Source organism: Allohoeflea poritis (assembly GCF_027889715.1).
In the GTDB taxonomy this organism is placed as follows: Bacteria; Pseudomonadota; Alphaproteobacteria; order Rhizobiales; family Rhizobiaceae; genus Hoeflea_A; species Hoeflea_A poritis.
In genome coordinates this window covers 1-24,504 of sequence record NZ_JAPJZH010000002.1, presented here as the reverse complement: position 1 = coordinate 24,504, position 24,504 = coordinate 1, and the positions used below count along the sequence as shown (strand labels likewise).

Annotated in this window: 22 protein-coding genes; 16 read left to right on the top strand and 6 right to left on the bottom strand. The window is 61.2% G+C overall.

Annotated features, from left to right (window positions below; genetic code table 11):
• Nucleotides 1-96 precede the first annotated feature (96 nt).
• Together ada and OOZ53_RS03140 are read left to right on the top strand one after the other, a co-directional pair.
• On the top strand, nucleotides 97-1,152 hold the full coding sequence (ada, locus tag OOZ53_RS03145) for a bifunctional DNA-binding transcriptional regulator/O6-methylguanine-DNA methyltransferase Ada (protein ID WP_271087859.1): 1,056 nt from the start codon (nucleotides 97-99) through the stop codon (nucleotides 1,150-1,152).
• Entirely contained in the window at nucleotides 1,149-1,886 is a 738-nt protein-coding gene (locus OOZ53_RS03140; RefSeq protein ID WP_271087858.1) for a 2OG-Fe(II) oxygenase, read from the top strand. The genes ada and OOZ53_RS03140 overlap by 4 nt, the downstream gene beginning before the upstream one ends.
• 5 nt (nucleotides 1,887-1,891) lie before the next feature.
• On the opposite strand, the gene OOZ53_RS03135 is transcribed toward OOZ53_RS03140, so the two are convergent.
• Complete coding sequence (locus OOZ53_RS03135; protein WP_271087857.1) at nucleotides 1,892-4,249, bottom strand: mechanosensitive ion channel domain-containing protein; 2,358 nt, start codon at nucleotides 4,247-4,249, stop codon at nucleotides 1,892-1,894.
• On the bottom strand, nucleotides 4,242-5,408 hold the full coding sequence (locus tag OOZ53_RS03130; RefSeq protein ID WP_271087856.1) for a 2Fe-2S iron-sulfur cluster-binding protein: 1,167 nt from the start codon (nucleotides 5,406-5,408) through the stop codon (nucleotides 4,242-4,244). The genes OOZ53_RS03135 and OOZ53_RS03130 overlap by 8 nt, the downstream gene beginning before the upstream one ends.
• A 265-nt stretch (nucleotides 5,409-5,673) precedes the next feature.
• Between OOZ53_RS03130 and OOZ53_RS03125 the strand changes: the two genes are divergently transcribed.
• A complete protein-coding gene (locus tag OOZ53_RS03125; RefSeq protein WP_271087855.1) occupies nucleotides 5,674-6,360 on the top strand; it encodes an MIP/aquaporin family protein in 687 nt (228 codons plus the stop codon).
• A gap of 189 nt (nucleotides 6,361-6,549) precedes the next feature.
• The gene (locus OOZ53_RS03120; RefSeq protein WP_271087854.1) at nucleotides 6,550-8,424 is read left to right on the top strand and encodes a L,D-transpeptidase family protein; all 1,875 of its coding nucleotides are present in this window, start codon (nucleotides 6,550-6,552) and stop codon (nucleotides 8,422-8,424) included.
• 24 nt (nucleotides 8,425-8,448) lie between these two features.
• On the opposite strand, the gene OOZ53_RS03115 is transcribed toward OOZ53_RS03120, so the two are convergent.
• Nucleotides 8,449-9,126 (bottom strand): HAD family hydrolase, encoded by a 678-nt coding sequence (locus OOZ53_RS03115; RefSeq protein WP_271087853.1) that lies wholly within the window; start codon nucleotides 9,124-9,126, stop codon nucleotides 8,449-8,451.
• A 183-nt stretch (nucleotides 9,127-9,309) separates the two neighbouring features.
• On the opposite strand from OOZ53_RS03115, the gene rpiA reads away from it, so the two are divergent.
• The 3 genes from rpiA to gor all read left to right on the top strand — a co-directional run bounded on the left by rpiA (nucleotide 9,310) and on the right by gor (nucleotide 12,090).
• Nucleotides 9,310-10,020: a ribose-5-phosphate isomerase RpiA gene (rpiA, locus tag OOZ53_RS03110; RefSeq protein WP_271087852.1), complete on the top strand. Its 711-nt coding sequence runs from the start codon at nucleotides 9,310-9,312 to the stop codon at nucleotides 10,018-10,020.
• Nucleotides 10,017-10,565 (top strand): DUF2059 domain-containing protein, encoded by a 549-nt coding sequence (locus tag OOZ53_RS03105; RefSeq protein ID WP_333780582.1) that lies wholly within the window; start codon nucleotides 10,017-10,019, stop codon nucleotides 10,563-10,565. Before rpiA ends, OOZ53_RS03105 begins: the two co-directional genes overlap by 4 nt.
• Before the next feature lie 133 nt (nucleotides 10,566-10,698).
• Nucleotides 10,699-12,090, top strand: coding sequence for a glutathione-disulfide reductase (gor, locus tag OOZ53_RS03100; RefSeq protein ID WP_271087851.1), 1,392 nt, complete (start codon nucleotides 10,699-10,701; stop codon nucleotides 12,088-12,090).
• On the opposite strand, the gene OOZ53_RS03095 is transcribed toward gor, so the two are convergent.
• Nucleotides 12,077-13,039: an alpha/beta hydrolase family protein gene (locus OOZ53_RS03095; protein WP_271087850.1), complete on the bottom strand. Its 963-nt coding sequence runs from the start codon at nucleotides 13,037-13,039 to the stop codon at nucleotides 12,077-12,079. The two genes, gor and OOZ53_RS03095, sit on opposite strands and share 14 nt — an antisense overlap.
• 149 nt (nucleotides 13,040-13,188) lie before the next feature.
• On the opposite strand from OOZ53_RS03095, the gene OOZ53_RS03090 reads away from it, so the two are divergent.
• From OOZ53_RS03090 to OOZ53_RS03060, 7 genes are all read left to right on the top strand, one after another.
• On the top strand, nucleotides 13,189-13,821 hold the full coding sequence (locus OOZ53_RS03090; RefSeq protein WP_271087849.1) for a gamma-glutamylcyclotransferase family protein: 633 nt from the start codon (nucleotides 13,189-13,191) through the stop codon (nucleotides 13,819-13,821).
• Between the two features lie 33 nt (nucleotides 13,822-13,854).
• Nucleotides 13,855-14,658: a hypothetical protein gene (locus OOZ53_RS03085; RefSeq protein ID WP_271087848.1), complete on the top strand. Its 804-nt coding sequence runs from the start codon at nucleotides 13,855-13,857 to the stop codon at nucleotides 14,656-14,658.
• A gap of 136 nt (nucleotides 14,659-14,794) precedes the next feature.
• Nucleotides 14,795-16,171 carry a class II 3-deoxy-7-phosphoheptulonate synthase gene (locus OOZ53_RS03080; protein WP_271087847.1) on the top strand — a complete coding sequence of 459 codons (1,377 nt, stop codon included), beginning with the start codon at nucleotides 14,795-14,797 and terminating at the stop codon, nucleotides 16,169-16,171.
• A 141-nt stretch (nucleotides 16,172-16,312) separates the two neighbouring features.
• Nucleotides 16,313-16,699, top strand: a complete 387-nt coding sequence (locus OOZ53_RS03075; protein WP_271087846.1) for a GFA family protein — start codon at nucleotides 16,313-16,315, stop codon at nucleotides 16,697-16,699.
• Between the two features lie 99 nt (nucleotides 16,700-16,798).
• Nucleotides 16,799-17,593, top strand: coding sequence for a DODA-type extradiol aromatic ring-opening family dioxygenase (locus OOZ53_RS03070; RefSeq protein WP_271087845.1), 795 nt, complete (start codon nucleotides 16,799-16,801; stop codon nucleotides 17,591-17,593).
• Nucleotides 17,594-17,661: 68 nt separating this feature from the next.
• Nucleotides 17,662-18,024, top strand: coding sequence for a diacylglycerol kinase (locus OOZ53_RS03065; RefSeq protein ID WP_271087844.1), 363 nt, complete (start codon nucleotides 17,662-17,664; stop codon nucleotides 18,022-18,024).
• Nucleotides 18,025-18,078: 54 nt separating this feature from the next.
• Nucleotides 18,079-19,761: an NAD+ synthase gene (locus tag OOZ53_RS03060; protein WP_271087843.1), complete on the top strand. Its 1,683-nt coding sequence runs from the start codon at nucleotides 18,079-18,081 to the stop codon at nucleotides 19,759-19,761.
• A 12-nt stretch (nucleotides 19,762-19,773) separates the two neighbouring features.
• Here OOZ53_RS03060 and OOZ53_RS03055 read toward each other — a convergent pair whose 3' ends face one another.
• On the bottom strand, nucleotides 19,774-20,529 hold the full coding sequence (locus tag OOZ53_RS03055) for a sulfite exporter TauE/SafE family protein (RefSeq protein ID WP_271087842.1): 756 nt from the start codon (nucleotides 20,527-20,529) through the stop codon (nucleotides 19,774-19,776).
• 153 nt (nucleotides 20,530-20,682) lie between these two features.
• On the opposite strand from OOZ53_RS03055, the gene OOZ53_RS03050 reads away from it, so the two are divergent.
• Both OOZ53_RS03050 and gltX read left to right on the top strand, forming a co-directional pair.
• On the top strand, nucleotides 20,683-21,918 hold the full coding sequence (locus tag OOZ53_RS03050; RefSeq protein WP_271087841.1) for an MFS transporter: 1,236 nt from the start codon (nucleotides 20,683-20,685) through the stop codon (nucleotides 21,916-21,918).
• A 48-nt stretch (nucleotides 21,919-21,966) separates the two neighbouring features.
• Complete coding sequence (gene gltX / locus OOZ53_RS03045; protein WP_271087840.1) at nucleotides 21,967-23,361, top strand: glutamate--tRNA ligase; 1,395 nt, start codon at nucleotides 21,967-21,969, stop codon at nucleotides 23,359-23,361.
• Here gltX and OOZ53_RS03040 read toward each other — a convergent pair.
• Entirely contained in the window at nucleotides 23,279-24,310 is a 1,032-nt protein-coding gene (locus tag OOZ53_RS03040) for a DUF2865 domain-containing protein (RefSeq protein WP_271087839.1), read from the bottom strand. The genes gltX and OOZ53_RS03040 overlap by 83 nt on opposite strands.
• Between the last annotated feature and the right edge of the window lie 194 nt (nucleotides 24,311-24,504).

Genomic DNA, 24,504 nt, shown 5'->3' with positions numbered 1-24,504 from the left:
CGGAGTGCGGCTCTTGGCGGCCACCCTTAATGTCGCGGTCATGATGATCTAACTTGACAATACAGGAGTATGACGATGTCTCTGGAGATCGTTGACATGAGCGAAGACAGATGGACAGAAGATGCGTGCTGGAATGCAGTCCAGGCTCGCGACAAAGACGCTGACGGCCATTTTGTGTTCGCCGTCAAAACCACCGGCATATATTGCCGCCCGTCCTGCAGTTCGCGTGCGGCTCTTCGCAAGAACGTGACGTTCTTCGACAACGCACGCGATGCCGAGGCGGCGGGTTTCAGGGCCTGCAAGCGCTGCAAGCCGAACGAAAGCAGCCCGGAGCAAGGCCGCGCCGAAATGGTCGCCGCCGCCTGCCGGGCAATCGAGGCCGCCGAGGAGCCGCCGAGCCTCGACGAGCTGGCAAACGACGCCGGCATCAGCCGCTTTTACTTCCATCGGATATTCAAGGACGTCACCGGCGTGACGCCGAAGGCGTACGCCGCTGCCTGCCGCGCAGCCCGCGTTCGCGGCGAACTTGCAAGGGGCGGATCGGTCACCGGCGCCATCTACGACGCCGGCTATAACGCAAGCAGCCGGTTTTACGAGGAGGCCGGCAAGCGGTTGGGCATGCGTCCGACCCAGTTCCGTGACGGCGGCCGCGGCACCGAGATCAAATTCGCCGTCGGCGAATGCTCTCTGGGATCCATCCTCATTGCCGCGACGGAACGGGGCGTGTGCGCAATCGATTTCGGCGACGAGCCGGAACAGCTCGTGCGCCAGCTTCAAGACCGCTTTCCGAAAGCCGAGTTGATTGGCGGCGATACCGAGTTTGAGGCGGTTGCAGCTTCTGTCATTGCCTTTGTCGAGGATCCGGACACGGATTTCGGCCTGCCGCTCGACATTCGCGGCACGGCCTTCCAGCAAAGAGTGTGGGAAGCGCTGCGAACGATACCGGCGGGGCAAACGGTTTCCTATGCCGAAATCGCGCGCGAAATAGGCAAACCCAGTGCCGTGCGTGCTGTCGCACAGGCCTGCGGCGCCAACCGTATCGCCGTTGCCGTACCTTGCCATCGGGTGGTTCGTACCGACGGGGCGCTTTCCGGCTACCGCTGGGGCGTGGAGCGAAAAAGGGCACTGCTCGAGCGGGAGGCCGGCCAGTGAGCGCCCCGGCGCAACGGGCCAGTGTCCGTGACTTTGCCGACGCTGTCGATGCACTGGACTGGACGCGGATCCGCGCTGATATTCACGCGCGCGGATTTGCGACGACAGGGCCGATACTTGCGCCGGAGAAGTGCGGCGGACTGCACGCGCTTTACGACGATGACGCGTTTTTTCGAAGCCGAATTGTCATGGCAAAGCACAGTTTCGGGCGCGGCGAGTACAAATATTTCGATTATCCGCTGCCCACGGCAATTGAAGAGATGCGCACTGCTTTTTATCGCCAACTGGTTCCTGTCGCCAACAAATGGCAGGAACTGACCGGTGGATCGGTGCGGTTTCCGCCGGAGCACGCAGCGTTCTTAAGCCGATGCCATGGCGCGGCACAGGCGCGGCCGACACCGCTGCTGCTGCGCTACGACGAAGGCGACTATAATTGCCTGCACCAGGATCTTTATGGCGAGCATGTCTTTCCGCTGCAGGTGGCGATCCTGTTGTCCGACCCGGCGTCGGCGTTCAGCGGCGGCGAGTTCGTTCTGACGGAACAGCGTCCGCGCATGCAGTCACGCGCCGAGGTCGTGTCGCCGGGGCAGGGCGAAGCCGTCATCTTCGCTGTCAACGAGCGACCGGTCGAGGGCAAACGCGGCGTCTACCGTGTGCGCATGCGCCACGGCGTCAGCCGGGTGAAGTCCGGCAGGAGGCATGTGCTCGGCCTGATCTTTCACGACGCGGCGTGATTGCTCTAAGGCTCGTCCGGCACCACGCCCGGCTGGGTGGCTTCGATCGCCGGCTGAACGGCGCCGGCAATCGCCTTTCTGGCGTCCTCGTCCAGTGGCCCGTCGCCCTTGACCTCGACCGTCACATTGCGCTGCGCGAAGCTGATGCCGTTGGACTCGAATGCGTCGCGAAGCTTCTGGTAGGCATCGCGGCGCATCAGCCATTGCGCGCCGGGTTTGCACATGAACTTGACGCCGACGACCATGTTGAATTCCTCCATGCGCCGTACGCCTTGCGACTTCAGGGTCTGTATGATGCTGTCGCCATAGCCCTCATGTTCCAGCATCTCCGCGCCGATCTTCTTGACGATCATCTTGACCAGCTTGATGTCGGTGTCGAAGGGGACGCGGAACTCCAGCCGCATGATGACCCAGTCGCGGCTGTAATTGGTGAGTGATTTCAGTTCGCCGAATGGAATGGTGTGCACGGCGCCGAGATGGTGCCGTACGCGCAGGGAGCGGATCGACATGGATTCGACCGTACCGCGCAACTCGCCGATCTCGATATATTCGCCGATCCGGAAGGCGTCATCGATCAGGAAGAAGATGCCGGAGACGATGTCGCGCACGAGCGCCTGCGCACCGAAGCCGATGGCTATGCCGATCACGCCGGCGCCGGCCAGCAGCGGGCCGATATTGATGCCGAGCGATGCGAGCACCGTCATGGCGACGATGACGATGAGGAAGACGAGCAGTGTGACGCGCAGGATCGGGAGCAGCGTCGCCATGCGGGCCTCGGGGCCGGGCGCCTCGCTTCCCTGCGGCGGAACATAATTGGCAAGACGCCGGTCGATGGCCGACTTGGCCCAGACCCAGACGAGGTCGGCAATCAACACTGCCGCCAATATGTCGGCGAGGATGGCGACGAAGCGGCCGGTGATGGTCTGCGATTCCGACAGCGTCAGGATATTGCCCTCCCACGCATAGAGAAGCGCGAAGATGGCGCTGATCAGGACGACGAAGCGCGCCAGGCGACGCGCCACTGGCCGATAGAGTTCGAACGGGCCGACGATTTCGTCGTCTTCGTTCTCCATATCGTCTGCGGCTTCCGGAGTGGGCACGGCGGGCGGCTCCTCTTGTCCCGCTGCCTGGTCCTCGCCGGTTACAGCCGCCGCGGACAGTGCGGAGGCCCTTGGGCGGGCAGCGGGCGGATCACGCCCTTCGGCCTGATCGAACAGGTGATCGACAAGCGCATTGAGAATCCGCATGACCGGAATGACCAGGCCGATGATCAGCACGCTCCACATCAGGCTCGCAGCGTCCAGCACCGAAAGAGCGAAGGCAGCGACCACGATTACGGTCAGGAAACCGGGCCAGAACGGCCGCCGTGGCTTGCCGGACCGCAAATCCGGCTCAGGCGCCGTGCGCAGGATCCTTGCGATGTGCCAGATAGCGGCGATCGTAAGAAGGGTGCACAGCATGCCTGCGGCGACGTCGACGGCTAGGGTGGCGCCGACGGCGTCCGTCTCGCCGGCCAGGTGATCGAAGATATCGGAAACCGCAAACGCGATCGTCGCAATGGATGCGAGCACCACGATCCAGGCGTGGAGCGGTCGGGCCAGGCGTGAGCTCATCGGGACCAGCCGCAGTGCGGCGACACGCGGCGCGAGCACGAACATTGACAGCGTTGTGGCGCTGCGGATCGTGATGAACACGATGAGGATGTTGAGCACGACGCTTTCGACGAAGGGCGGCCAATCGAAGCTCAGGAAGGCGCCGATCGCACCGATCGAGAAGACAGCCAGTCCGCCGAGCAACAGGATCGCGCGCATCAGCGCTGCCCGAACGCGGCCCCACAAGGTGTCACGCTGCCGCAGTTCAACGCGCATGAGCGCAGCCTGCACATATTGCCGGTAAAGCCATTCAAGCCCGCCGCCGACCACCAGGAAAATCAGCACATAGGTGATGCTGCGCAGCGTCTGATCCGCTGTCATCTGGGCACGCCAGGATTCAGCCAGAAATGCGGGCGCGGCGGGCAGGTTGCGCCAGCTCACGGCAAGGTCCGCCAGCCGCTGGCGGATTTGCGTTACACGTTCGGCGAATTCCCGACGGAAGCTCTCGGACGCGTCCGTTTCGCCTGCCGATTCGGCCGTCTCCTGGCTTTGTGCCCGGAGCCATTCGATCATGCTCTGGTCGGACAGAAGGCGCATCAGTTCGCGAACATCATTGGGGGAGGGCGGCGGCGTCACGGTCTCCTCCTCGGCGGCGGGCTGCGGCAATGCGCCCGGCATCACCTGAGCTATTGCATGATTGCCGATGAGCACCGAAAAGCAGAACAGTGCCGCGGTGAGAATGAGAGCGATCGGCGCGCGGAACTCAGGCATGGACGTTCTCCGCTGCCTCTTCGTGATCATCGACCTTCGTTTCGCGGGTGTGCAGATCGCCCGGTACGATGTCGGCCTCGACAAGCCTCTCCACGAGCAAGGAGCCTGGCTCGGGCACGATCTGGCAGGCGAGGCGGATGTCGGGTCCGAGACCCAGCCGTTTGAGTGTGGCAGCCTCCACCTTGCCTGGCTCCGGCAAGGGCGGATCGGAAGCAAGGACACGTATGCGACAGGTTCCACAACGGCCGCGGCCGCGGCACAGATTAGCGTGCGGGACATCGTTCAGCCGGGCGATTTCGAGCATGCTCGCGCCCGCCCTGGTGCTGAAATCGGGGCCGTTCCGGTAGCGCACGGACACTGTGTTGCGATGCGCCCTGTAAAGACGGATCCCGCGTGCCAGGAAGGTTATCGCCACGAGTACGGCGTAGACACCGATAATTGTCCACATGACGTCCGACAGGAAATCGAGGTTGCTTTGGATTTCCTGCTGGCGCTCGGCAATGGCTGCCTCGAGCGCCTGCAATTCTTCGTCGGTATAGTCCGGTGCGGGCGCCGTCTCGGCTGATTGCGCTGCTGCGGCCGCCTGCCGCTCGGCGATGACTTCGTTCCCGGCGTCGACAAATCCGACCAGCGCAAGCACCGGAACCGCGACGACCAGCGGGTATATGAACAGCGAGAGCCGGTCCCAGGACGCTTTCAGGCGCAGCCAGCTGAACATGCCGATACTGCCGTGAAGCCAGGCAACGATCACCACCACCACCTGTCGCAGGCCTTCGCCGGGGGCGTCGAGCCAGAAAAAGCCCAGAATATTGTGGTAATCCGGATCGAACTGGAAGAGCTGCTTGGCACCAATGATCCCGACGACGTGGGATGCCAGCAGCGGGACAATGAGCAGGCCCGATATCAGCTGAACCTGATCATAGCCGGACATTCTGAGCGTATTGCGGTGATAGATGGCTTCGAGACCGAGCAAGGCGTGCACCAGCATCGAAATGCTTAGCAGCTGCGCGATCGGCGGTATCGTCCAGGGAGCGGTAAGGAAAGGCCGGGCGGCTTCGACGGCATCGACCGAAATCAGGCCGAACGCCACGTTCAGAAGGTGGCAGGTCAGAAACGCAAAGAGGACCGCCCCCGAGATCATCCGCAGGTTTCGCTTCATGCAATCCGTCCTATCCCCACCGTTTGGTTTCCTTTTTTGGAGTTATTCGCGGTTCAGGTCAAATTTGCTCTGCCACGATCCTGTCCAATGAACTGTCTGGGGCGATAGATTGCATGATACCGCTCCTGGCGGCTGCACTTGCATTTATCCATATTTCATGATTTCCAGATGCATCGGTCGCGAACCGCCGCGATCCTACGGTCAAATTTTTGTGAACAGATTCGCGGAAACGAACCGCTTCCTGCCGGTTCATGGGGGATACATCTTGTACGACAATCTTGGTAAGCGCCTGGGGGCGGAATTCGTCGGAACGGCATTTCTGCTGGCGACAGTCGTTGGTTCCGGCATCATGGCGGAGGCGCTTGCGGACGGCAATGTCGCGATCGCATTGCTTGGCAATACCATTCCGACCGGCGCGATCCTCGTCGTGCTCATCACGATGCTCGGCCCGATCTCGGGGGCCCATTTCAACCCGGCGGTCACCCTTGTATTCGCCGTGAAGCGCGATATCAGCGGCGGAGACGCTGTCGCCTATATCCTTGCGCAGGTCCTCGGCGGTCTTGTTGGCGTGTGGGCGGCGCACATCATGTTTGACCTTGAATTGTTTCAGTTTTCCCAAAAGGTCCGCACCGGACCGGCGCAGTGGTTTGCGGAAGGCGTCGCGACATTCGGGCTGGTGTTCACGATCCTTGCGACGCTCCGCGCACGCGAGAATGCGGTTGCGATGTCCGTCGGGCTCTACATCACGGCTGCCTACTGGTTCACCGCCTCAACGTCCTTCGCCAACCCCGCCGTAACGATCGCGCGGGGGTTTTCCGACAGCTTTGCCGGAATACGGCCACAGGATGTTCTGCCGTTTGTATCGGCTCAACTTGTGGCGGGTCTGATTGCTCTGTGGTTTTGCAACTGGTTGCTTGTAAACCGGCAAAGTGATGCATCAATGCAGCAGTGATCAATTTTTTAAACATTGATCAATTTTTTAGGAATTCTGTTGTATTTTATGAAATTCCGCCGCGGGGCTGTTGCACTCTCGCCTTAACAGGTCGTAGCAATAGCTCTTGCAAAAATTCCGCGCTGCGGGGCGCGTGACTCGTCGGGAATGATGATGAAGGGGGCTGGAGTGAAAACCAGGAGTTTGAAGATGCGCAAAAGCTTGGTCGCGATGGCATGTGTCTTTGCAGTTGGAGCGGTTGCGCCCACGGCACCGCCGGCTTTTGCCCAGAGTTCTTTGTTCGAAGTCATTTTCGGTCAGAAACACCGCAGCCGCCATCACCGCAAGCGGCAGATCGAGCGATACCGCGCGACGCGGGCCTCCTCTCCGGCGCCGCGAATCAAGGGGCCGAGTTTCTACACCTACAAGCCCGACCTCATTAAGGCCGTCAGCTTGTCGCCGCTGGCGGCAGTGGAAGTGGCGTCCGCCGATCCCTTCATCATTCCGCCACTGCCGCGTGGAGACTTCGAGGAATCACTGCGTTACCTCGAAGGCTATAAGGTAAAGGTGCTCAAGGAAGTCGGCGACGCGCTGATCGAGCACTACAAGGCCAACCATTCCTTCATCTGGGTGACCGATATGGCGCCCAACGGGCAGGCAAAGGCGGCGCTGGAGGTGATGGCGTCCGCCGATGAGGTGGGGCTGTCTGCGACGGACTACCAGGTTTCGCTTCCGGCCGATGATTTCGACCAGGCCGATACTGAAGCCCGGCGAAAGGAACTTATCCGCTTTGAAATGGAAATGAGCGCGAAGGCGCTCAGTTACGTGCTCGATGCCACGCGCGGCCGCATCGATCCGAACCGGCTTTCCGGTTACCACGATTTCGAGCGCAAGGATGTCGATCTTGCGTCTGCGCTCGGCAACCTGGCCGCAACATCCGACGCCGGCGTTTATCTGCGGGGATCAAATCCCGGAAACCGGCAGTTCGAAGCGCTGACAGTCGAGCTGGCGGCATTGCGCGCCGCCGACGAGGAAGACCATATCGAAATTGCCGAGGGCACCTTTCTGAAGCCCGGTCGCAAGAGCCCGGAGTTGAAGAACATCGTGGCCGCAATCCGCAAACGGGGCTCGGACGCGCTGCTGGTGGATCATGGCATCACCTTCATTGAGTTCGAGACCGCCGGGAGCGATCTCTACACGCCGGAGCTTGTTGAGCTTGTCCGCGATTTTCAGCGGGAAAACAGCCTGGCGGCGGACGGCATTGTCGGCAAGATGACAATCGGCAAGCTTGCCGGCGTTTCCAATGCTGACAAGGTCGACAAGGTTGTTCTGGCGATGGAACGGCTGCGCTGGCTGCCGCGCAATCTCGGAACCCGCCATGTGTTCGTCAATCAGCCGGCCTACAAGGCAACGTTCATCAAGGACGGCAAGGACGAGATCTCCATGCGGGTGGTCGTCGGAAAGAAATCGAACCAGACGAGCTTCTTCCAGGATGAGATCGAAACCATTGAATACAATCCCTATTGGGGCGTGCCGCGTTCGATCATCGTCAACGAGATGCTGCCGAAACTGCGCCAGGACCCGTCTTATCTCGACCGCCTCGGTTACGAATTGACCGACCGGCGCGGACGGCGTGTGTCATCGCGCAATATTGACTGGTTCACCGTCGGCTCGACGACCGTGCCGGTGGATGTGCGCCAGCCGCCCGGCCGCAAGAACGCGCTTGGCGAGCTGAAAATCCTGTTCCCGAACAAGCACGCCATCTATATGCACGATACGCCGGCCAAGAGCCTGTTTGACCGGGATGCGCGCGCTTTCAGCCATGGCTGCATCCGGCTGCACGACCCGCGTGGCATGGCCGCTGCCGTTCTCGGCACGTCGCGCGAATATATTGCCGAGCAGATCGCTCAGGGGCGCAACCTGGCGGAAGCGGTTCCGGGGAAGATTCCGGTCTATGTGTCGTATTTCACGGCCTGGCCAAACGAAGACGGTTCGGTCGGCTATTACGCGGACATGTATGGCCGCGACGCTCATCTGGACAAGGCCATCCAGCGCACGGCACAGACAAGGCAGGCGCAGAGCTAGCCTTCAGCAACAGGTAATCGCTGGCTAACTGCCATTCAACAGGCGCCCGACAAGTTCGGGCGTCAATTCCTTGTAGTGGCTGATGATGTGGTCAGGACCGAGTTCCGTCATTGCCGTTTCGCTGTAGCCGAAGGGCACGCCGATGGACACGATTCCGGCGCGTCGCGCGGCGCTGATGTCGTTGATGGAATCCCCGATCATGATCGAGCGGGCGGGATCGCCGTCGGCCAGCCGGACCGTTCCGTGCAGATGATCGGCGTCCGGTTTCCTGACCGCAAAAGTATCGCCGCCGGTAACGGCGGCAAAGCGGGGCAGATGTCCGGTTAGCTTGAGCAGCCTGCGCGCCATGGTCTCCGTCTTGTTGGTGCATACGGCAAGCGCATAGCCGGCGGCCGCAAGGCGGTCCATCGCCTCGACCACACCGGGATAGGGTTGTGACGTGCCGGGCATCGACGCGCTGTAGTGTTCCAGGAACCGCGTGAATAGCCCTTCGAATTCCGAAGATGCGATTTCCGTCTCGCGCAGCTCCAGCGCCCGGGCGATCATGGCGCGCGCACCGCTGCCGACGAGGAACGTCATGTCGTCATATTCGACCGGAGAAAGCCCCATGCCGCCGATGACGTGATTGAGGCTTTCCATCAGATCCGGTGCGGTGTGGAACAGCGTGCCGTCGAGGTCGAACATGACGAGAGGTGAGGGCATTGGGCAGGCCTTCTATTGTCGCGGAACGCGCGCAGTCCTAGCCGGTGTAACCGGCCTGTCAAGACGCTGATACACAACAAAACCGAAATTGAGGTCGGGCGGTAAGCATGTCGGCAAATACGCCTTTGCTTGGCGACGGCGACATGGTAACAGCGTCAAGTCTTATACAGGAGCTATCGGCGCATGGACGCCCGACAACTTAAAATCCAGGCCGCCGGCGCCGCACTGGAGCATGTGCGGCCGGGAATGCGGCTTGGCATCGGCACCGGCAGCACCGCCGAGGAGTTTGTCCGGCTGCTTGCCGAGAAGGTTGAGGCGGGCCTCGAAATCAAGGGCGTTCCGACATCGGAACGGACAGCCGGATTGTGTGTCGAACTGGGTGTTCCCATACATTCGCTCGACGAATTGCCGGAGCTTGATCTGACCATCGATGGCGCCGACGAAGTGGACCGCGAACTTCGCCTTATCAAGGGCGGCGGCGGCGCGTTGCTGCGCGAAAAGATCGTCGCCTGCGCGTCCGAGCGCATGGTCGTGATCGCCGATGAATCGAAGGTGGTCGAGACCCTGGGCCGGTTTGCGCTGCCCGTCGAGGTCAGCCCGTTCGGTCTGGCGGCGACGCGCATTGCTGTCGAGAAGGCGGCCTCGGCGCTCGGTCTCACCGGCGCCCTGGAGCTGAGAATGGACCGGGACGTGCCTTTCGAGACGGATGGCGGTCATTTCATACTGGATGCATCTTTTGGCCGTATTCCAGATGCAGAAGCGCTGTCAGCTGCGCTCAACTCCATACCAGGGGTCGTCGAACACGGCCTCTTTCTCAGTGTCGCTTGCGAAGCAATAATCGCCGGACCAAACGGCGTGTCGATAATGAAAAGCAGAGGAAATCAGGAGATATGAAACAGATGAGCATGGCCTTGAGCATTCGCCGTTATGGCGTTGCGGCCGCGATCGTAGCGGCAGTCGGCCTTGGAGCCTCAGCACAGGCTCAGGAACCGTCTGAAGAACACCTCGCAGCCGCCCGTGGGGCACTCAACGCAATCAATGCGACCGACCAGTTCGACGCGATATTGCCGAACGCCGCCCAGAACCTGAAAACCTCCCTGATCCAGACCGCGCCGAATTTGCAGGAGGTCATTTCCGTGACCGTTGACGAGACGGCGATTGAAATGGCCGGACGGCGCGCGGACCTCGAACGGGAGGCCGCCCTGATCTACGCACGGAATTTTTCCGAGCAGGAACTGAAGGATATCCAGGCCTTTTACGCAAGCGAATCGGGCAAGAAGCTTCTCGAGCTCGGACCGATCGCGACGCGCCAGCTTCTGCAGGCCGCCGAAGTGTGGTCAAACGGAATCTCGCGCGATCTGGCGACCGCGACAGACGAGGCGCTGAGGGCGCGTGTCGGGGAAACACCCACGGAAGATTCTTCGACCGACACACAGTAGTCGGCCTCACGGATTGTTGAGCAAGCCCGGTTTCAACCGGGCTTTTCTTTTGATATGCGGTGCCTAACTTCTCTTTTCCCAATTGAGACGGGCAGCGGCCCGGTCACTCCAGCACCAGTTCAAGAGCCATACAATGACTGATTTCGACTATGATTTTTTTGTAATCGGCGGCGGTTCCGGAGGCGTGCGTGCGGCGCGCCTTGCCGCGAACCTGGGCAAACGTGTCGGGATCGCCGAGGAATTCCGCTACGGCGGGACCTGTGTCATTCGCGGTTGCGTTCCCAAGAAGCTGTTTGTCTACGCTTCGCATTTTTCGGAGGAGTTCGAGGATGCGGCCGGGTTCGGCTGGCGGGTCGGGGAAAGTCATTTCGACTGGCAGACGCTGATCGCCAACAAGGATCGGGAAGTCGCGCGGCTCGAAGGCCTTTACCGCAAGGGTCTGAGCAATGCCGGCGCCGAGATCTTCGACAGCCGGGCGGAGCTGGTTGACGAGCACCGGGTCCGCATTGTCAGCAGCAACCAGATCGTGACGGCGGACAAGATCCTCGTCGCGGTCGGCGGACGGGTCAATGGTGTCGACACGCTGGAGGGCCAGGAGCTGACGATCAGTTCCAATGAAGCCTTTCATCTTGAGCGCCTGCCGAAATCGATCCTGATTGCCGGGGGCGGCTATATCGCGGTCGAATTCGCCAACATCTTCCACGGGCTTGGCGTCGAGACGACGCTGATCTACCGGGGGCCTGAAATCCTGAAGAATTTCGACATGGACGTGCGGCGCATGCTGCATCGGACCATGGAGGAAAAGGGAATCCGCATCCTGTGCCACGAGGTGATCACCAAGGTCGTGCGCTCGGCGGATGCGCGGCTGGATGTGACCACATCGGGCGGCAAGAACCTGAAGGTCGACGAGGTCATGATGGCGCTGGGACGTGTTCCCAATACGGAAAGCCTCGGGCTTGAAGATGCTGGCGTTGCGACCGACGAGAAGGGTGCGATCGTGGTCGATGACTACATGCGCACCAATGTCGAAAACATCTTCGCTGTCGGCGATGTGACGGACCGCATTCAGCTCACGCCCGTCGCCATTCACGAGGCCATGTGCGTCGTTGAAACGCTGTTCAAGGACAATCCGACCCGCGCCGACCACGAGATGGTCGCCACCGCCGTGTTCTCGCAACCGGAGATCGGAACGGTCGGACTGTCCGAAGATGCGGCCACCAGGAAATACGATGAGCTGGAGATCTACAGCGCAGCCTTCCGGCCGATGAAACATACGCTGTCGGGCCGCCAGGAGAAGATGATCACCAAGCTGGTCGTCAATGCAGCCGACCGCAGGGTCGTCGGGGCGCATATCCTCGGACCCGATGCGGGCGAGATGGCGCAGCTTCTTGCAATTGCGCTGAAGGCCGGCTGCACGAAGGACGATTTCGATCGCACCATGGCTGTCCATCCGACGGCAGCGGAAGAGCTGGTGACCATGTACCAGCCGACCTATCGGGTCAAAGACGGCGTCAGGGTCGAGTAGGGGGCTCCGGCCCTTCCAGCAGCCAGGAAACGGTGCTTGGCCACAGCGTGTCGCGGAAGCGTGACCGGAAGAAACCGAGATGGCCTATGGGCTGGCCGCCTGCATTTTCCGGCGTCAGCCAGCGTTCGGTGATGTCTGCATTGACGTAGTGTTTCATCAGCGCGTGGATCGCTTTCGGCGTTCCCCAGGGGTCGTCCGTCATGCCGAGCGAAAGGATCGGCATGCGCACGCGCGCATAGCCCTCCCGCGCCCCGACGGTCGGATCGTCAAAGAAATATTCATGGTGGAAGCACCAGCGTGCCCAGTCGCGGAAGACGGTCGCGGGTATCGGCTCGCCAAGGCCCATCCACCGTGCGGTCCGGCCGAGCAGCGCTGTCATCGGCAGGCCGATGACATGCATCATGACAAGGTTCTGCCAGGCGGTGCTCGTATTGCGCCAGTAACCGGACAGGGTCGCGACCATGCAGTAGCGCTGGAACCGCTCCGGCCGGCCGCAGATTCCAAGCGCCTGTCCTCCGAATGACTGACCGATGCCGACCATCGCATGGCCGGGCGCCTCCTCATCGAGACGCCGGATTGCCGCGGGCATGTCGCGGTGCGCCCAGTCGCGCATGTTGATCCGCCCCTCGAAACCTTGCGGGCGGGGCGAATCCGGCAGACCGCGATAGTCGTATGTCAGGACGCCGCGGCTGCCATGAGCAACCAGCTCCCTGGCGAAGGACCGGTAAAAGCCTCTCGGCGCTCCAGTTGCAGAAGAGACCAGCACCAGCGGTCCGTTATTGTGCGGCTGGCCGGCTTTGGCTGTGAACAGCGTCCCGGTCAGGATGTAGCCGTCCGAAGCGGTGAAACGGACATCGCGCGCTTCGATATCCTCGTCCGCGATGAGGGGTTTCAGCGCGTTCTTTGCAGTTATCTCTTTGTTTTCAGATGTTTGTGCGTTGATATTCATAATCTGAATCCGCTGGATTCGTGCAACTGAAGGTCCATGTTCGGCAACGGTACCATTTACGTTTACGTCAAAGTCAATAGCTAATTGCTGCTTGAAGAATCCATCGGGCGCGATATAGCCAGTGCAGGGATACGATAAGCAGGTGAAAAATGCCCCCAGAAGATGAACCGGAGGGTCGATCCGACAGCGACGCGCTTGTCGGCTATATCGGTTACGGCTCCCTGGTCAACAGGACGACGCTGCTGACGGACTACGTATCGGCGCAGCGCGTGCGGCTGACCGGCTGGCGGCGCTGCTGGCGGCCGCGCATGAAGGGCGATCCGATCCGGTCCAAACGCCGCACATCGCTGCTCAGCGCGCGGCGGGTCGAAGACAGCATGATCGAGGGGCTGCTGGTCTTCGATCGAATTGAAAACCTGCCGGCAGTGGACGAGCGGGAAGCCACCTATGACCGGATCGAGGTTCCGTCGGAAGCGATAGAACTGCTTGACGGCGGGCTGCCGGGCTGTCCGGTGTACGTCTACGAAGCGCGCACCAACACGGCCGATCACGATCCGCACCATCCGATCCTGCAATCCTATCTTGACGCCGTGCTACAGGGTTTCCTGCGGGAATTCGGGCGAAACGGCGTCCATTCCTTCCTCGATTCCACCGACGGGTTCGAGCGTTCGGTGCATGCCGACAGGCACGATCCGGTTTATCCGCGCGCGGTCGATTTGCTTGAGCACGAGCGGCATTTTATCGACACGGTCCTGGAAGAGCGCGGTACCCGCTTTGTTTGACCGCAAACGCCGGAACGGTAGCTGACGCCTGCAATGTCGCTCCTTGCCGCAAAGATCGTTTCAACCATCGTCATCGTGCTCGGCTTGTCCGGCATTGCCGAGCGCGCCGGGCCGGCGCTGGCCGGCACACTCGCCGGGCTTCCGCTGGGTGTCGCCATTGTCTTTTTCTTCATCGGTATCGAGCAAGGACCGATGTTCATTGCTGATGCGGCGGCGTACACGATTGGCGGTTTCGCGGCGACACTGTGTTTCAATCTCGGCTATTGGCTTGTTTCCAGCCGCGTTCACAGGCACCGGTTTGCGTCCGCCATTGGCGGTGGTTTGCTTGCCTATCTGATTGCCGCGGTCGCGATTACGCAATTGCCGCTGAATGTGTGGACCGCCACGCTTCTGGTCGCGATCGTGGCAGGGTTGTCGATCCTTGCCATGCGCGGTCATGAAAACACTGTTATCGGCAGCAGGGTCAAAATGACATGGTTGGTGGTGGCTGCCCGCGCCGGTGTTGCCGTTGGCGTGGTTGTCGCTGTGACCGGTGTCGCGGCAGCGATCGGGCCGAGGTGGTCAGGGTTGCTGGCGGGCTTCCCGATCATGCTCTTTCCCCTGCTGATCATATTGCAGTTCAGCTATTCGCCGGAGGATGCCTATACGGTGATCAAGTCGTTTCCTTACGGTCTTCCCAGCCTTGTCGTGTTCGTCCTTTGCGCATGGGCTGTCTTCGTTCCGCTCGGTGTGCCGCTCGGCTTTGTCGTCTCGCTGCTCGCGTCGATGGTGTGGCTGGCCGGATATTTTGTCCTGAAGCGGCGCATGGCGATGATGCGGGACGCTGAAGGCGGCTGAATTTCCCGATCTCCTCCGCTCTGGTGTAGACTGGGCCTTTGCGGCGTGAATGGCGCTGGCAATTCACGGCAATAGGGGCTATAAGCCCGCCGTCGAGGCGCTGCGGCGCCCATTTGTATCAATGCAGGTGAGTAAAATGGCACAGAATTGGACACCGGAAAGCTGGCGCAGCAAACCAATCCTCCAGGTGCCGGACTATCCGGATCAGGAGGTACTGGCAAAGACAGAGGAGCGTCTTGCTTCCTATCCGCCGCTGGTGTTTGCGGGTGAAGCCAGGCAGTTGCGCGACCGCCTTGCCGATGTCGCCAACGGCAACGGGTTTCTGTTGCAGGGCGGCGATTGTGCCGAGAGCTTCGCCGAACATGGCGCCGACAATATCCGCGACTTTTTCCGCGTCTTCCTGCAGATGGCCGTGGTGCTGACATTCGGTGCCCAGCAGCCGGTGGTCAAGGTCGGCCGCATCGCCGGCCAGTTCGCCAAGCCGCGCTCCTCGAACGTCGAGCGCCAGGGCGATGTCGAACTGCCGAGCTACCGAGGCGACATCATCAATGGCATCGAATTCGATGAACAGTCGCGGATTCCCGATCCGCAGCGCCAGGTCATGGCCTACCGCCAGTCGGCGGCGACGCTCAACCTGCTGCGCGCCTTCGCTCAGGGTGGTTATGCCAATCTGGAGAATGTGCATCAGTGGATGCTCGGCTTCGTCAAGGACAGCCCGCAGGCCGAGCGTTATCGCGCGCTGGCCGACCGCATCTCCGAGACCATGGACTTCATGCGGGCCGTGGGCATCACCGCCGAGAACCACGCGCGGCTGCGCGAGACGGAATTCTTCACCAGCCATGAGGCGCTGCTGCTCGGCTACGAGCAGGCGCTGACGCGCACGGATTCCACCTCCGGTGACTGGTACGGCACCTCCGGCCACATGATCTGGATCGGCGACAGGACGCGCCAGCCGGACCACGCCCATGTGGAATACTGCCGCGGCATCAAGAACCCGCTCGGCCTGAAATGCGGTCCGTCCATGGAGCCGGACGGCCTGCTCGAGCTGCTCGATCTGCTCAATCCGGCAAACGAGCCGGGCCGCCTGACGCTGATCGCGCGGTTCGGCCACGACAAGGTTGCCGATCACCTGCCAAACCTGATCCGCGCGGTTGAGCGGGAAGGCAAGAAAGTGGTCTGGTCGTGCGATCCGATGCACGGCAATACCATCACGCTCAACAGCTACAAGACACGGCCGTTCGAGCGGGTCCTTTCCGAAGTGGAGAGCTTCTTCCAGATCCACCGGGCGGAAGGCACACATCCGGGCGGCATTCATGTCGAGATGACCGGCAAGAACGTCACCGAATGCACCGGCGGCGCACGCACCGTGACGGCTGAGGATCTTTCGGACCGTTACCACACGCATTGCGATCCGCGCCTTAACGCCGACCAGGCGCTGGAACTTGCTTTCCTTGTGGCGGAGCTGCTGAAGGGCGGTCGCGATCAGGAATCAAGGGTGGCCGCGACGGCCTGACCCCGGCACCTCAATGTTTTTCTGAAGGCAGCGGTTTCGGCCGCTGCCTTTTTTGTTCAGCACGATGAACAGAGCCATCAAAATTATTGGATTGTGCCCCATCGGTGCAATCTGCTTGTGTTGGTGCGATGGAGGCAAAAGATGGCGAAAACCTACAACGGATCATGCCTGTGCGGGGCGGTCAGCTATACGGCCGGCGGCCCGGTAAGGAACGTGACCGCCTGTCACTGCACGCAGTGCCGCAAGCAGACGGGCCACCACTATGCCACGACCAATGTCGTGGATGAGAACCTGAAGGTTACGGGCCTTCAGTATATCACTTGGTATCACGCCTCGGACGATGCCAAGCGCGGTTTCTGCAGGGTCTGCGGTTCGGCGCTTTTCTGGAAACGCCACAGCGATCCGCACACCGCCATTCTTGCCGGCAGTCTCGATGGCGAGACCGGGCTGAAGCTGGAAAAGCACATCTATTGCGCCGACAAGGGCGATTATTACGAGATTTCGGACGGATTGCCGCAGCATCCGTAAACGGACCGTCGTGTTCACAATTGCTGGAAGAACTGTGCAGCATTTGCACTCTTCCGGATGATCGTCAACGCGTTAGGTGTTGGTCAAAGGGGATTGCCCATGACCGCACTGTCCAGCCTTTTCCTGTCCCACGGTTCACCTGACATCGTGATCGCCGATACGGAGGCGCATGCCTTTTTGGGCAAACTCGGCCGGGACTTGCCCAGGCCCGACGCGATTGTCGTCGTCAGCGCCCATTTCGAGGCGGGCGGCGTGGCGATATCGGGGGACCGGAGCCCGGCGACCATCCATGATTTCGGCGGCTTCGCAAAAGAGCTCTATGAAATCGAATACGCCGCGCCCGGTTGTCCGACGCTGGCGGAACGCCTTGCCTGCATGATGCGCAATGAAGGTCTTGCGGCCGGTGTCATCTGCGACCGTGGCTTCGACCACGGCACCTGGGTGCCGCTGCATCTCGTCTATCCGGATGCGGATATTCCGGTGGTGCAGGTGTCCGTCGACCCGCATGCGGGACCGGCGCACCATTTCAGGCTGGGGCGGGCTCTTGAGCCGCTGCGCCAAGAGAACATTCTGATCGTCGGGTCGGGCTCGATGACGCATAATCTCAAGGAGGCCTTTGCCGCCTTCCGCAGCGGTGAGCGCGGTGCAACAACACCAGCCTGGGTCGCGCAGTATGTGGACTGGATGGACAAGAAACTTGAAAGCGCGGATCTGGATGCGCTGCTTGCCTATCGTGACCGCGCGCCGTTCGCCGTCGAGAACCATCCGACCGATGAGCATCTCATGCCCCTGTTCAGCGCGCTCGGCGCGGCCGGCGAGGGCTGGCGTGCCCGCAAACTGCACAGTTCGTGCGATTTCGGGGTGCTGTCCATGAATGCCTACGCATTTCAGTAGGCGGAAATTATTCTTTTACGCAAAAGCTTTAGCGTGCGGCCTGTCTGACACCAATTCGGAAGTGCCGCATGAACAGGATCCTCAACGCGTTCCGCAACTCCTGGAACGGCCTCTCGCACGTGATCCGGAACGAGGCCGCATTCCGGCAGGAGGCGGCCATATTCCTGGTTTCCCTGCCTGTGGCCTATTTCTTGGCCGACAGCGTGTTTGTCTTCCTGCTCCTGACCGGCTCACTCGTGATTGTTCTCACCACTGAGTTGATGAATACGGGCCTTGAGGCGCTTTGCGACGCTCTGAGCCGCGAGACCAGGGATGAGATCAGGATCGCCAAGGATTGCGGCTCGGCGGCCGTTGCGTTGACCATCACGCTCGCCGGCGTCATCTGGCTGTCCGTGATTGCGCAAAAGTTCGGGTTGTTGCCGCTGCCATGAGCCGTATGCCGTCGGGCATTGCCTTGGACAGCCGCGCACGATACATGGCAATTCATGAGCGACACACAGCAACTGAACGACGTCATCCGCATTGCGGTCGTCCAGCAGAACCCCGTCATGGGCGACATTGCCGGCAATCTTGAGCTGGCCCGGCAGGCGCGTGCCGACGCAGCGCGGCAGGGCGCCGATCTGGTCCTCTTCACCGAGCTTTTCCTGTCCGGCTATCCGCCGGAGGACCTCGTTCTGAAACCGGCCTTCATGAAGGCCTGTGACGGTGCCCTCCTGGCGCTTGCCGAGGAGACGGACGACGGCGGTCCGGGTGTGGTCGTCGGCGTGCCGAGGCAGAACGATGACGGTCGCTACAATGCGGTCGCCTTGCTTGACGGCGGGCGGATCGTCGCCGAGCGCTACAAGGTGGACCTGCCGAATTACAGCGAGTTCGACGAAAAACGCGTCTTCGATGTCGGGCCGATGCCGGGGCCGGTCAATTTCCGCGGCGTGCGGCTCGGCCTGCCGATCTGCGAAGACATCTGGGGCGATTTCGGTGTCTGCGAGACGCTGGCTGAAACCGGCGCGGAACTGCTTCTGGTCGCCAACGGTTCGCCCTACTACCGCGAGAAGATGGACGTGCGCCATCAGGTCGTGCTGCGCCAGATCATCGAAAGCGGCCTGCCGATCATCTTCGCCAACCAGCTTGGCGGACAGGACGAGCTTATCTTCGATGGCGCCAGCTTCGCCATGAATGCCGACAAGACGCTTGCCTTCCAGATGAGCCAGTTCGAGGCGCAGACGGTGGTCACCACATGGCGGCGCAGCGAGGAGGGCTGGACCTGCTCGGAAGGTCCGATGTCCCAGATCCCCGACCGCGAAGAGGCCGATTACCGGGCCTGCATGCTGGGCCTGCGCGACTATGTCAACAAGAACGGGTTTTCCAATGTGGTGCTCGGCCTGTCCGGCGGTATCGATAGCGCGTTGTGCGCCGCGCTTGCCGTGGATGCCCTCGGCGAGGAACGGGTGCGCACGGTCATGCTGCCCTACCACTACACGTCCGATGAATCGCTGCGGGATGCGCAAGCCTGCGCCAAAGCGCTGGGCTGCCGCTACGACACGGTGCCCATCTCCGGGCCGGTCGAGGGTTTTTCGGACGCGCTGTCTGGCCTCTTCGCGGGCACCAATGAAGGCGTGACCGAAGAAAACCTGCAGAGCCGGACCCGTGGCACGATCCTGATGGCGATCTCAAACAAGTTCGGCTCGATGGTGGTGACGACCGGCAACAAGTCGGAAATGTCCGTCGGCTATGCGACGCTCTACGGCGACATGAATGGCGGCTACAACCCGATCAAGGACCTTTACAAGATGCAGGTCTACGGGCTTTCGCGCTGGCGCAATCACAATGTGCCGCCGGGCGCGCTCGGGCCGTCCGGCGAGGTCATTCCGGCCAACATCATCGACAAGGCGCCATCGGCCGAGCTGCGGCCGGATCAGACGGACCAGGATTCGCTGCCCGAATATCCGGTGCTCGACGACATTCTCGAATGCCTTGTGGAAAAGGAAATGGATGTCGACGGCATTGTCGCGCGCGGTCACCCGCGCGAACTCGTCCACCGCATCGAGAACCTGCTCTATATCGCCGAATACAAGCGCCGCCAGTCGGCGCCGGGGGTCAAGATCACCCGCAAGAATTTCGGCCGCGACCGGCGCTATCCGATCACCAACCGCTTCCGTGACCGCAGCTAGAGCAAACTTTCTCTAGACATACAGCGCGGTCAGCGAACGTCCGACAATGTAGAGGCCGAGCAGCCCGAGGGCGAGCAGGAAGACGATCCGGAATCCGTGCTCGGTGGTGCGTTTGCGTATCCGCGTGCCGATCATCAATCCGATGAAGGTCGGCACAAAGGCGGCGAAGGATGCCAGCCCAAGGTTCCAGTTCAGCAGGTTTTGCGAGCCCATCGACACGCCGAGCCCAACGGTCGACAGCGTGAACAGCATGCCCATCGCCTGAACCAGTTGATCGCGCGGCAGACGGGTTGCCTGCAGATAGACGACGCCGGGCATCGTGAAGGCGCCCGTCATGCCGGCGAGAATGCCGCTGATGATGCCCATCACGGGATTGAGCGGTTTTTCAAGCCGTTCCGGGACGACGAAATTCGGGCGGCTGAAGCTGAGCACGACAAAAAGGCAGAGCAGAAAACCGAGCAGGGCGGTCAGATAGTTCGTGTCGAAGCGCGACAGGGCGAGCGTCCCGGGAAAGGTGAAGACCATGGTCGGCACGAAGAATGTCCAGTAGCGCCGGAAGAGCGGGGCGGTATAGGCACCCGCGAATCCTTGCCAGATATTGGTGCAAAGGGCCGGCACGAGAAACAGGGCGATGGCGGCTTGCAGACCGACGATGGTGGTCAAGAGGCCGATGGCGACAAGCGGCAGGCCGAAGCCGACAAATCCCTTTATGAAACCGGCAAGCAGGAAAATCGAGCAGACAATGGCAAGGGTCGCGTAATCGGGCATGAATTCAACAACCCCGGTCAAGTGTTCTGGAACTTGACCCGGATTATCCTTTCAGTGCATAGCGTTAAAGTCTAATTCCGGAATTTGTTGAACTTTTTCCTCCGCTCATTCCCGTTCTCGGGTCTGTGTCTTCAAATCCAATGGCGGCCGTTCATGTCCTTTGTTGCCTTTTTGCGGGAGAATATCCGCTGGCTTGCCGGAGGGTTTCTGCTTACCTGTTTTTCCAGTTTCGGACAGACCTTCTTCATCGCCCTTTCGGCCGGAGAGATCCGCGCGACGTTCAATCTCAGTCACGGTGAATTCGGAACAATTTACATGGCGGCGACGCTGGCAAGCGCGCTTGTGCTGACGCAGCTCGGCAAAATCGTCGATGTGATGAGCGTTGCGCGCGTTTCCCTGCTGATCATTCCGATGCTGGCGCTCTTTTCGGTGTCCATGGCCTATGCCGACAGTCTTGCGATGCTGGTTTTCACGCTGTTCGGCCTGCGGCTCTTCGGGCAGGGCATGATGACACACAATGCGATCACGGCGATGGGTCGCTGGTATGCGGCGCAGCGCGGACGCGCGGTATCGGTGGCGACGCTCGGTCTGCAGGCGGGTGAAGCCGTGTTGCCTTTCATCTATGTTTCGATTGTCGTCGGTGTCGGCTGGCGCAATACGTGGCTGCTTTCAGCCCTGTTCCTCGTGATCGTTGCGTTGCCGGTCATTTATGCGCTCATGCGGGTTGAACGTCAGCCGCGCTCCACCGACGGGGCGGCGACCGACGGCGCAACCCGCCACTGGACCCGGCGCGAGGTCATGCGCGATGCGATCTTCTGGCTGATCCTGCTGGGCATTCTGGCGCCGGGCTTCATCGGCACCACCATCTTCTTTCATCAGGTCTATCTGGTGGAACTGCGGGGTTGGTCGTTGCCCGCCTTTGCGGGATCGTTCGCTCTGATGGCGGCGATGACCGTCTGTTTCGCGCTGATCGGCGGTGTGCTGATCGACCGCTACTCGGCCATACGCCTCTTGCCTTCCTTCTTGATCCCGCTCGCGGTGTCCTGTTTCCTGCTTTCCATCGTGGAAGCGCAATGGGGCATTTTCGCCTTCATGGCGCTTCTCGGCATCTCATACGGCCTGTCGTCGACGCTGTTCGGCGCACTCTGGCCGGAGATTTACGGCACGAAGCACCTTGGTTCCATCCGCGCGGTCGTCATTGCCCTGATGGTCTTTTCGACAGCCATGGGTCCGGGCGTGACCGGTTTCCTGATCGATTTCGGCGTTGATTATCCGCTGCAGATTTTGGTCATGGGCGTTTATTGCCTTGCAGTCAGCATCGTCATGGCCCTGGTCGGCCGCCGTGCTGCCTCCAGAATCGCGATATCCGCGGGCGCTTCGGTGGCATAGGGCCACAAATGCCTTGCCAATCATGGTTTGCTTGAGTAACCCGCCATCATGACCGAGCTTGAAAACAATCGCCCCGCCACTGTCCGGTTCGCCCCGTCGCCAACGGGCTATATCCATATCGGCAATGCACGAACGGCACTGTTCAACTGGCTGTTTGCCAGGCAGAACCATGGCGAATTCATCCTGCGCTTCGACGATACGGACGAAGCCCGCTCGAAGACGGAGTTTGCCGAGGCGATCCGTGCGGACCTCGAGTGGCTGGGCATTGTTCCGGATACTGTTGCATGGCAGTCGAAACGCGGCGAAGCCTATGCCGCCGCCGCGGACCGCTTGCGCGAAGCCGGGCTGCTTTATCCGTGTTTCGAAACCGGCGAGGAGCTGGAACGGCGTCGCAAGCTGCGGCTGGCCCGGCGGCTGCCGCCGGTGTATGGGCGCGAGGCGCTCAAACTGACCGACGAGGACAGGCACCGCCTCGAAGCGGAAGGCCGCAAGCCTCACTGGCGTTTCCTCCTGCCCAATTTCGCCGATAATCCGTTTGAGACCCGGCGCACCGAAGTTCACTGGGACGACGTGGTGCGCGGGCCGCAGACGGTGGATCTTGCATCCATGTCCGATCCCGTGCTGATCCGCGAAGACGGGACCTATCTGTACACGCTGCCGTCCGTCGTCGACGATATCGAGATGGGCGTGACGCACATCATTCGCGGCGACGACCATGTGACCAATACGGGCGCGCAGATTGCCTTGTTTCGGGCACTCGGCAGCGAAGCGCCGGCTTTCGGTCATCACAATCTGCTCACCGCCGCGAGCGGAGAGGGGCTGTCGAAACGGTCGAGTGCGCTGTCGATCGGTACCCTGCGGGAGGACGGTTACGAGCCGATGGCCATCGCCAGCCTGGCGGTGCTGATCGGCACTTCGGAGAGCGTTGCCGCGATGGGGTCCATGTCCGCGCTTCTGGAGCTTTTCAGGCCGGATTTTGCGTCCAAATCGGCGGCGAAATTCGATCCGGCAGAACTTACGACGCTCAACCGCGCCCTGGTTCACGACCTATCCTACGAGGCGGTGGCGGACAGGCTTGCCGCAATGGATATCTCCGGTCCGAAAGCGGATGCTTTCTGGACCACCGTGCGAAAGAACATCGATTTCGTGAAAGACGCGGCGCGCTGGTGGTCAATCGTCGAGAACGGTCCCGTGCGGGATGAGACACTGGACGACGGTGATCTTGAATTCGTGCGCGAGGCCTTCGCGCTTTTGCCGCCGGAACCCTGGGACGGCGCCACCTGGTCGGTGTGGACCGATGCCGTCAAGTCGGCGACGGGCCGCAAGGGCAGGGCTTTGTTCATGCCGCTTCGGGTCGCGCTTACCGGGATTCGCTCTGGGCCGGAGCTCGCAGATCTATTGCCTCTGATTGGTCGGGAAGGAACTTTGGCCCGACGACCCTGACGCGGCGCGTCGGGTCGATTTCGCGCGCTGGCGTGTCTTCAGCGGCGTCCTTTGCTTCCGCTTCCGTTTTGCCGGGCTTTTGGGTCGGCGTAATGATGACGATGGACCGGCCACTGTCCTGATCGATCGCGGCGTCCTCGATCGGCACCGGTGACTGGCAGGTGCATTGCGGGTCGTTTGAACGGCCGCTGGTGCGGTAGGCAAAGGCGGTCGGAAGATCGCGATAGGGGGTCTGGTCGATGACCGAGACCATATCCTCGCTTTCCTGGTCCGGAACCCGGTGAAAATAGAGGTCTACCTCGGCCGCGGGGCACATTTCCGCGCAGCGATCGGCATCATGGTCGAACTGCAGCGGCGACGCGGCGTAGGAGACGGGAAAATAATAGCCGTCACAGGTGCGCACGCATATGGTGCGAAAGCGGCTGTAGGGATCGCTGAGGTCGACAAGATCCTCATCGCCTTCGAGGTCAAGCGACCTGCGGATGCGAACGCCATCATCCTCCGGACAATCATTGGCTCTGAGCGCAGCCAGGATGCGCTGTCTGGCCGCGGAGCCGCCTCGTGCCGGGGCCGCTGCCCGGTTTTGTTGTTGCAACAGGCGGTCGAGTTCAGCCTCTTCCCGGCTCAAAGCGGCCGCGATCCGCCGGCACATGGACTGGGTCCTGTTGTTGAAGACGATGATGCTGCCGCTGCCGGCGGAGCAATCCAGGCTGTAGAGATCCGAGCGTATCTTGTCGATCTTCTGGCGCTGCTGCTGAATCTCTGTCTCGTAGCGATAGGCCGGGACCGCGCCTATTTCCTCGTCACCATACCGGTCCAGCTGGGCCTGCAGACGCAAACAGACCTCGGCGTCCTGCGCAAGGGCGCCCGGACCCGATGGAACCCAAACCAGGATTCCGGTCAGAACCGTCGCGCACCAGCCCCATGATCGGCGTTGCTTTTGCGTCAAACCCAAATCCTCTGTTGAGCCGCCTAATGATACACTGTTACGCCATTATGTGCAGCCTCATACCTTCGAGAAATCGAGACTTTCCGGCAACCCTTCAAAGGGTGTGACATTGGTCAGCTAGGCTCAGGACCTATTAATCTGCGCTTGATTATGATTCAAAGTCCTTTTTGGAGGCTTTGATGGACGATCTGTTT

Excerpts from the sequence above, each read along its gene's own strand:
- ada (WP_271087859.1), top strand. The coding sequence starts at position 97 with ATGAGCGAAGACAGATGGACAGAAGATGCGTGCTGGAATGCAGTCCAG.
- OOZ53_RS03135 (WP_271087857.1), bottom strand. The coding sequence starts at position 4,249 with ATGCCTGAGTTCCGCGCGCCGATCGCTCTCATTCTCACCGCGGCACTG.
- OOZ53_RS03130 (WP_271087856.1), bottom strand. The coding sequence starts at position 5,408 with ATGAAGCGAAACCTGCGGATGATCTCGGGGGCGGTCCTCTTTGCGTTT.
- OOZ53_RS03120 (WP_271087854.1), top strand. The coding sequence starts at position 6,550 with ATGCGCAAAAGCTTGGTCGCGATGGCATGTGTCTTTGCAGTTGGAGCG.
- OOZ53_RS03115 (WP_271087853.1), bottom strand. The coding sequence starts at position 9,126 with ATGCCCTCACCTCTCGTCATGTTCGACCTCGACGGCACGCTGTTCCAC.
- rpiA (WP_271087852.1), top strand. The coding sequence starts at position 9,310 with ATGGACGCCCGACAACTTAAAATCCAGGCCGCCGGCGCCGCACTGGAG.
- OOZ53_RS03105 (WP_333780582.1), top strand. The coding sequence starts at position 10,017 with ATGAAACAGATGAGCATGGCCTTGAGCATTCGCCGTTATGGCGTTGCG.
- gor (WP_271087851.1), top strand. The coding sequence starts at position 10,699 with ATGACTGATTTCGACTATGATTTTTTTGTAATCGGCGGCGGTTCCGGA.
- OOZ53_RS03095 (WP_271087850.1), bottom strand. The coding sequence starts at position 13,039 with ATGAATATCAACGCACAAACATCTGAAAACAAAGAGATAACTGCAAAG.
- OOZ53_RS03090 (WP_271087849.1), top strand. The coding sequence starts at position 13,189 with ATGCCCCCAGAAGATGAACCGGAGGGTCGATCCGACAGCGACGCGCTT.
- OOZ53_RS03085 (WP_271087848.1), top strand. The coding sequence starts at position 13,855 with ATGTCGCTCCTTGCCGCAAAGATCGTTTCAACCATCGTCATCGTGCTC.
- OOZ53_RS03080 (WP_271087847.1), top strand. The coding sequence starts at position 14,795 with ATGGCACAGAATTGGACACCGGAAAGCTGGCGCAGCAAACCAATCCTC.
- OOZ53_RS03075 (WP_271087846.1), top strand. The coding sequence starts at position 16,313 with ATGGCGAAAACCTACAACGGATCATGCCTGTGCGGGGCGGTCAGCTAT.
- OOZ53_RS03070 (WP_271087845.1), top strand. The coding sequence starts at position 16,799 with ATGACCGCACTGTCCAGCCTTTTCCTGTCCCACGGTTCACCTGACATC.
- OOZ53_RS03065 (WP_271087844.1), top strand. The coding sequence starts at position 17,662 with ATGAACAGGATCCTCAACGCGTTCCGCAACTCCTGGAACGGCCTCTCG.
- OOZ53_RS03060 (WP_271087843.1), top strand. The coding sequence starts at position 18,079 with ATGAGCGACACACAGCAACTGAACGACGTCATCCGCATTGCGGTCGTC.
- OOZ53_RS03055 (WP_271087842.1), bottom strand. The coding sequence starts at position 20,529 with ATGCCCGATTACGCGACCCTTGCCATTGTCTGCTCGATTTTCCTGCTT.
- OOZ53_RS03050 (WP_271087841.1), top strand. The coding sequence starts at position 20,683 with ATGTCCTTTGTTGCCTTTTTGCGGGAGAATATCCGCTGGCTTGCCGGA.
- gltX (WP_271087840.1), top strand. The coding sequence starts at position 21,967 with ATGACCGAGCTTGAAAACAATCGCCCCGCCACTGTCCGGTTCGCCCCG.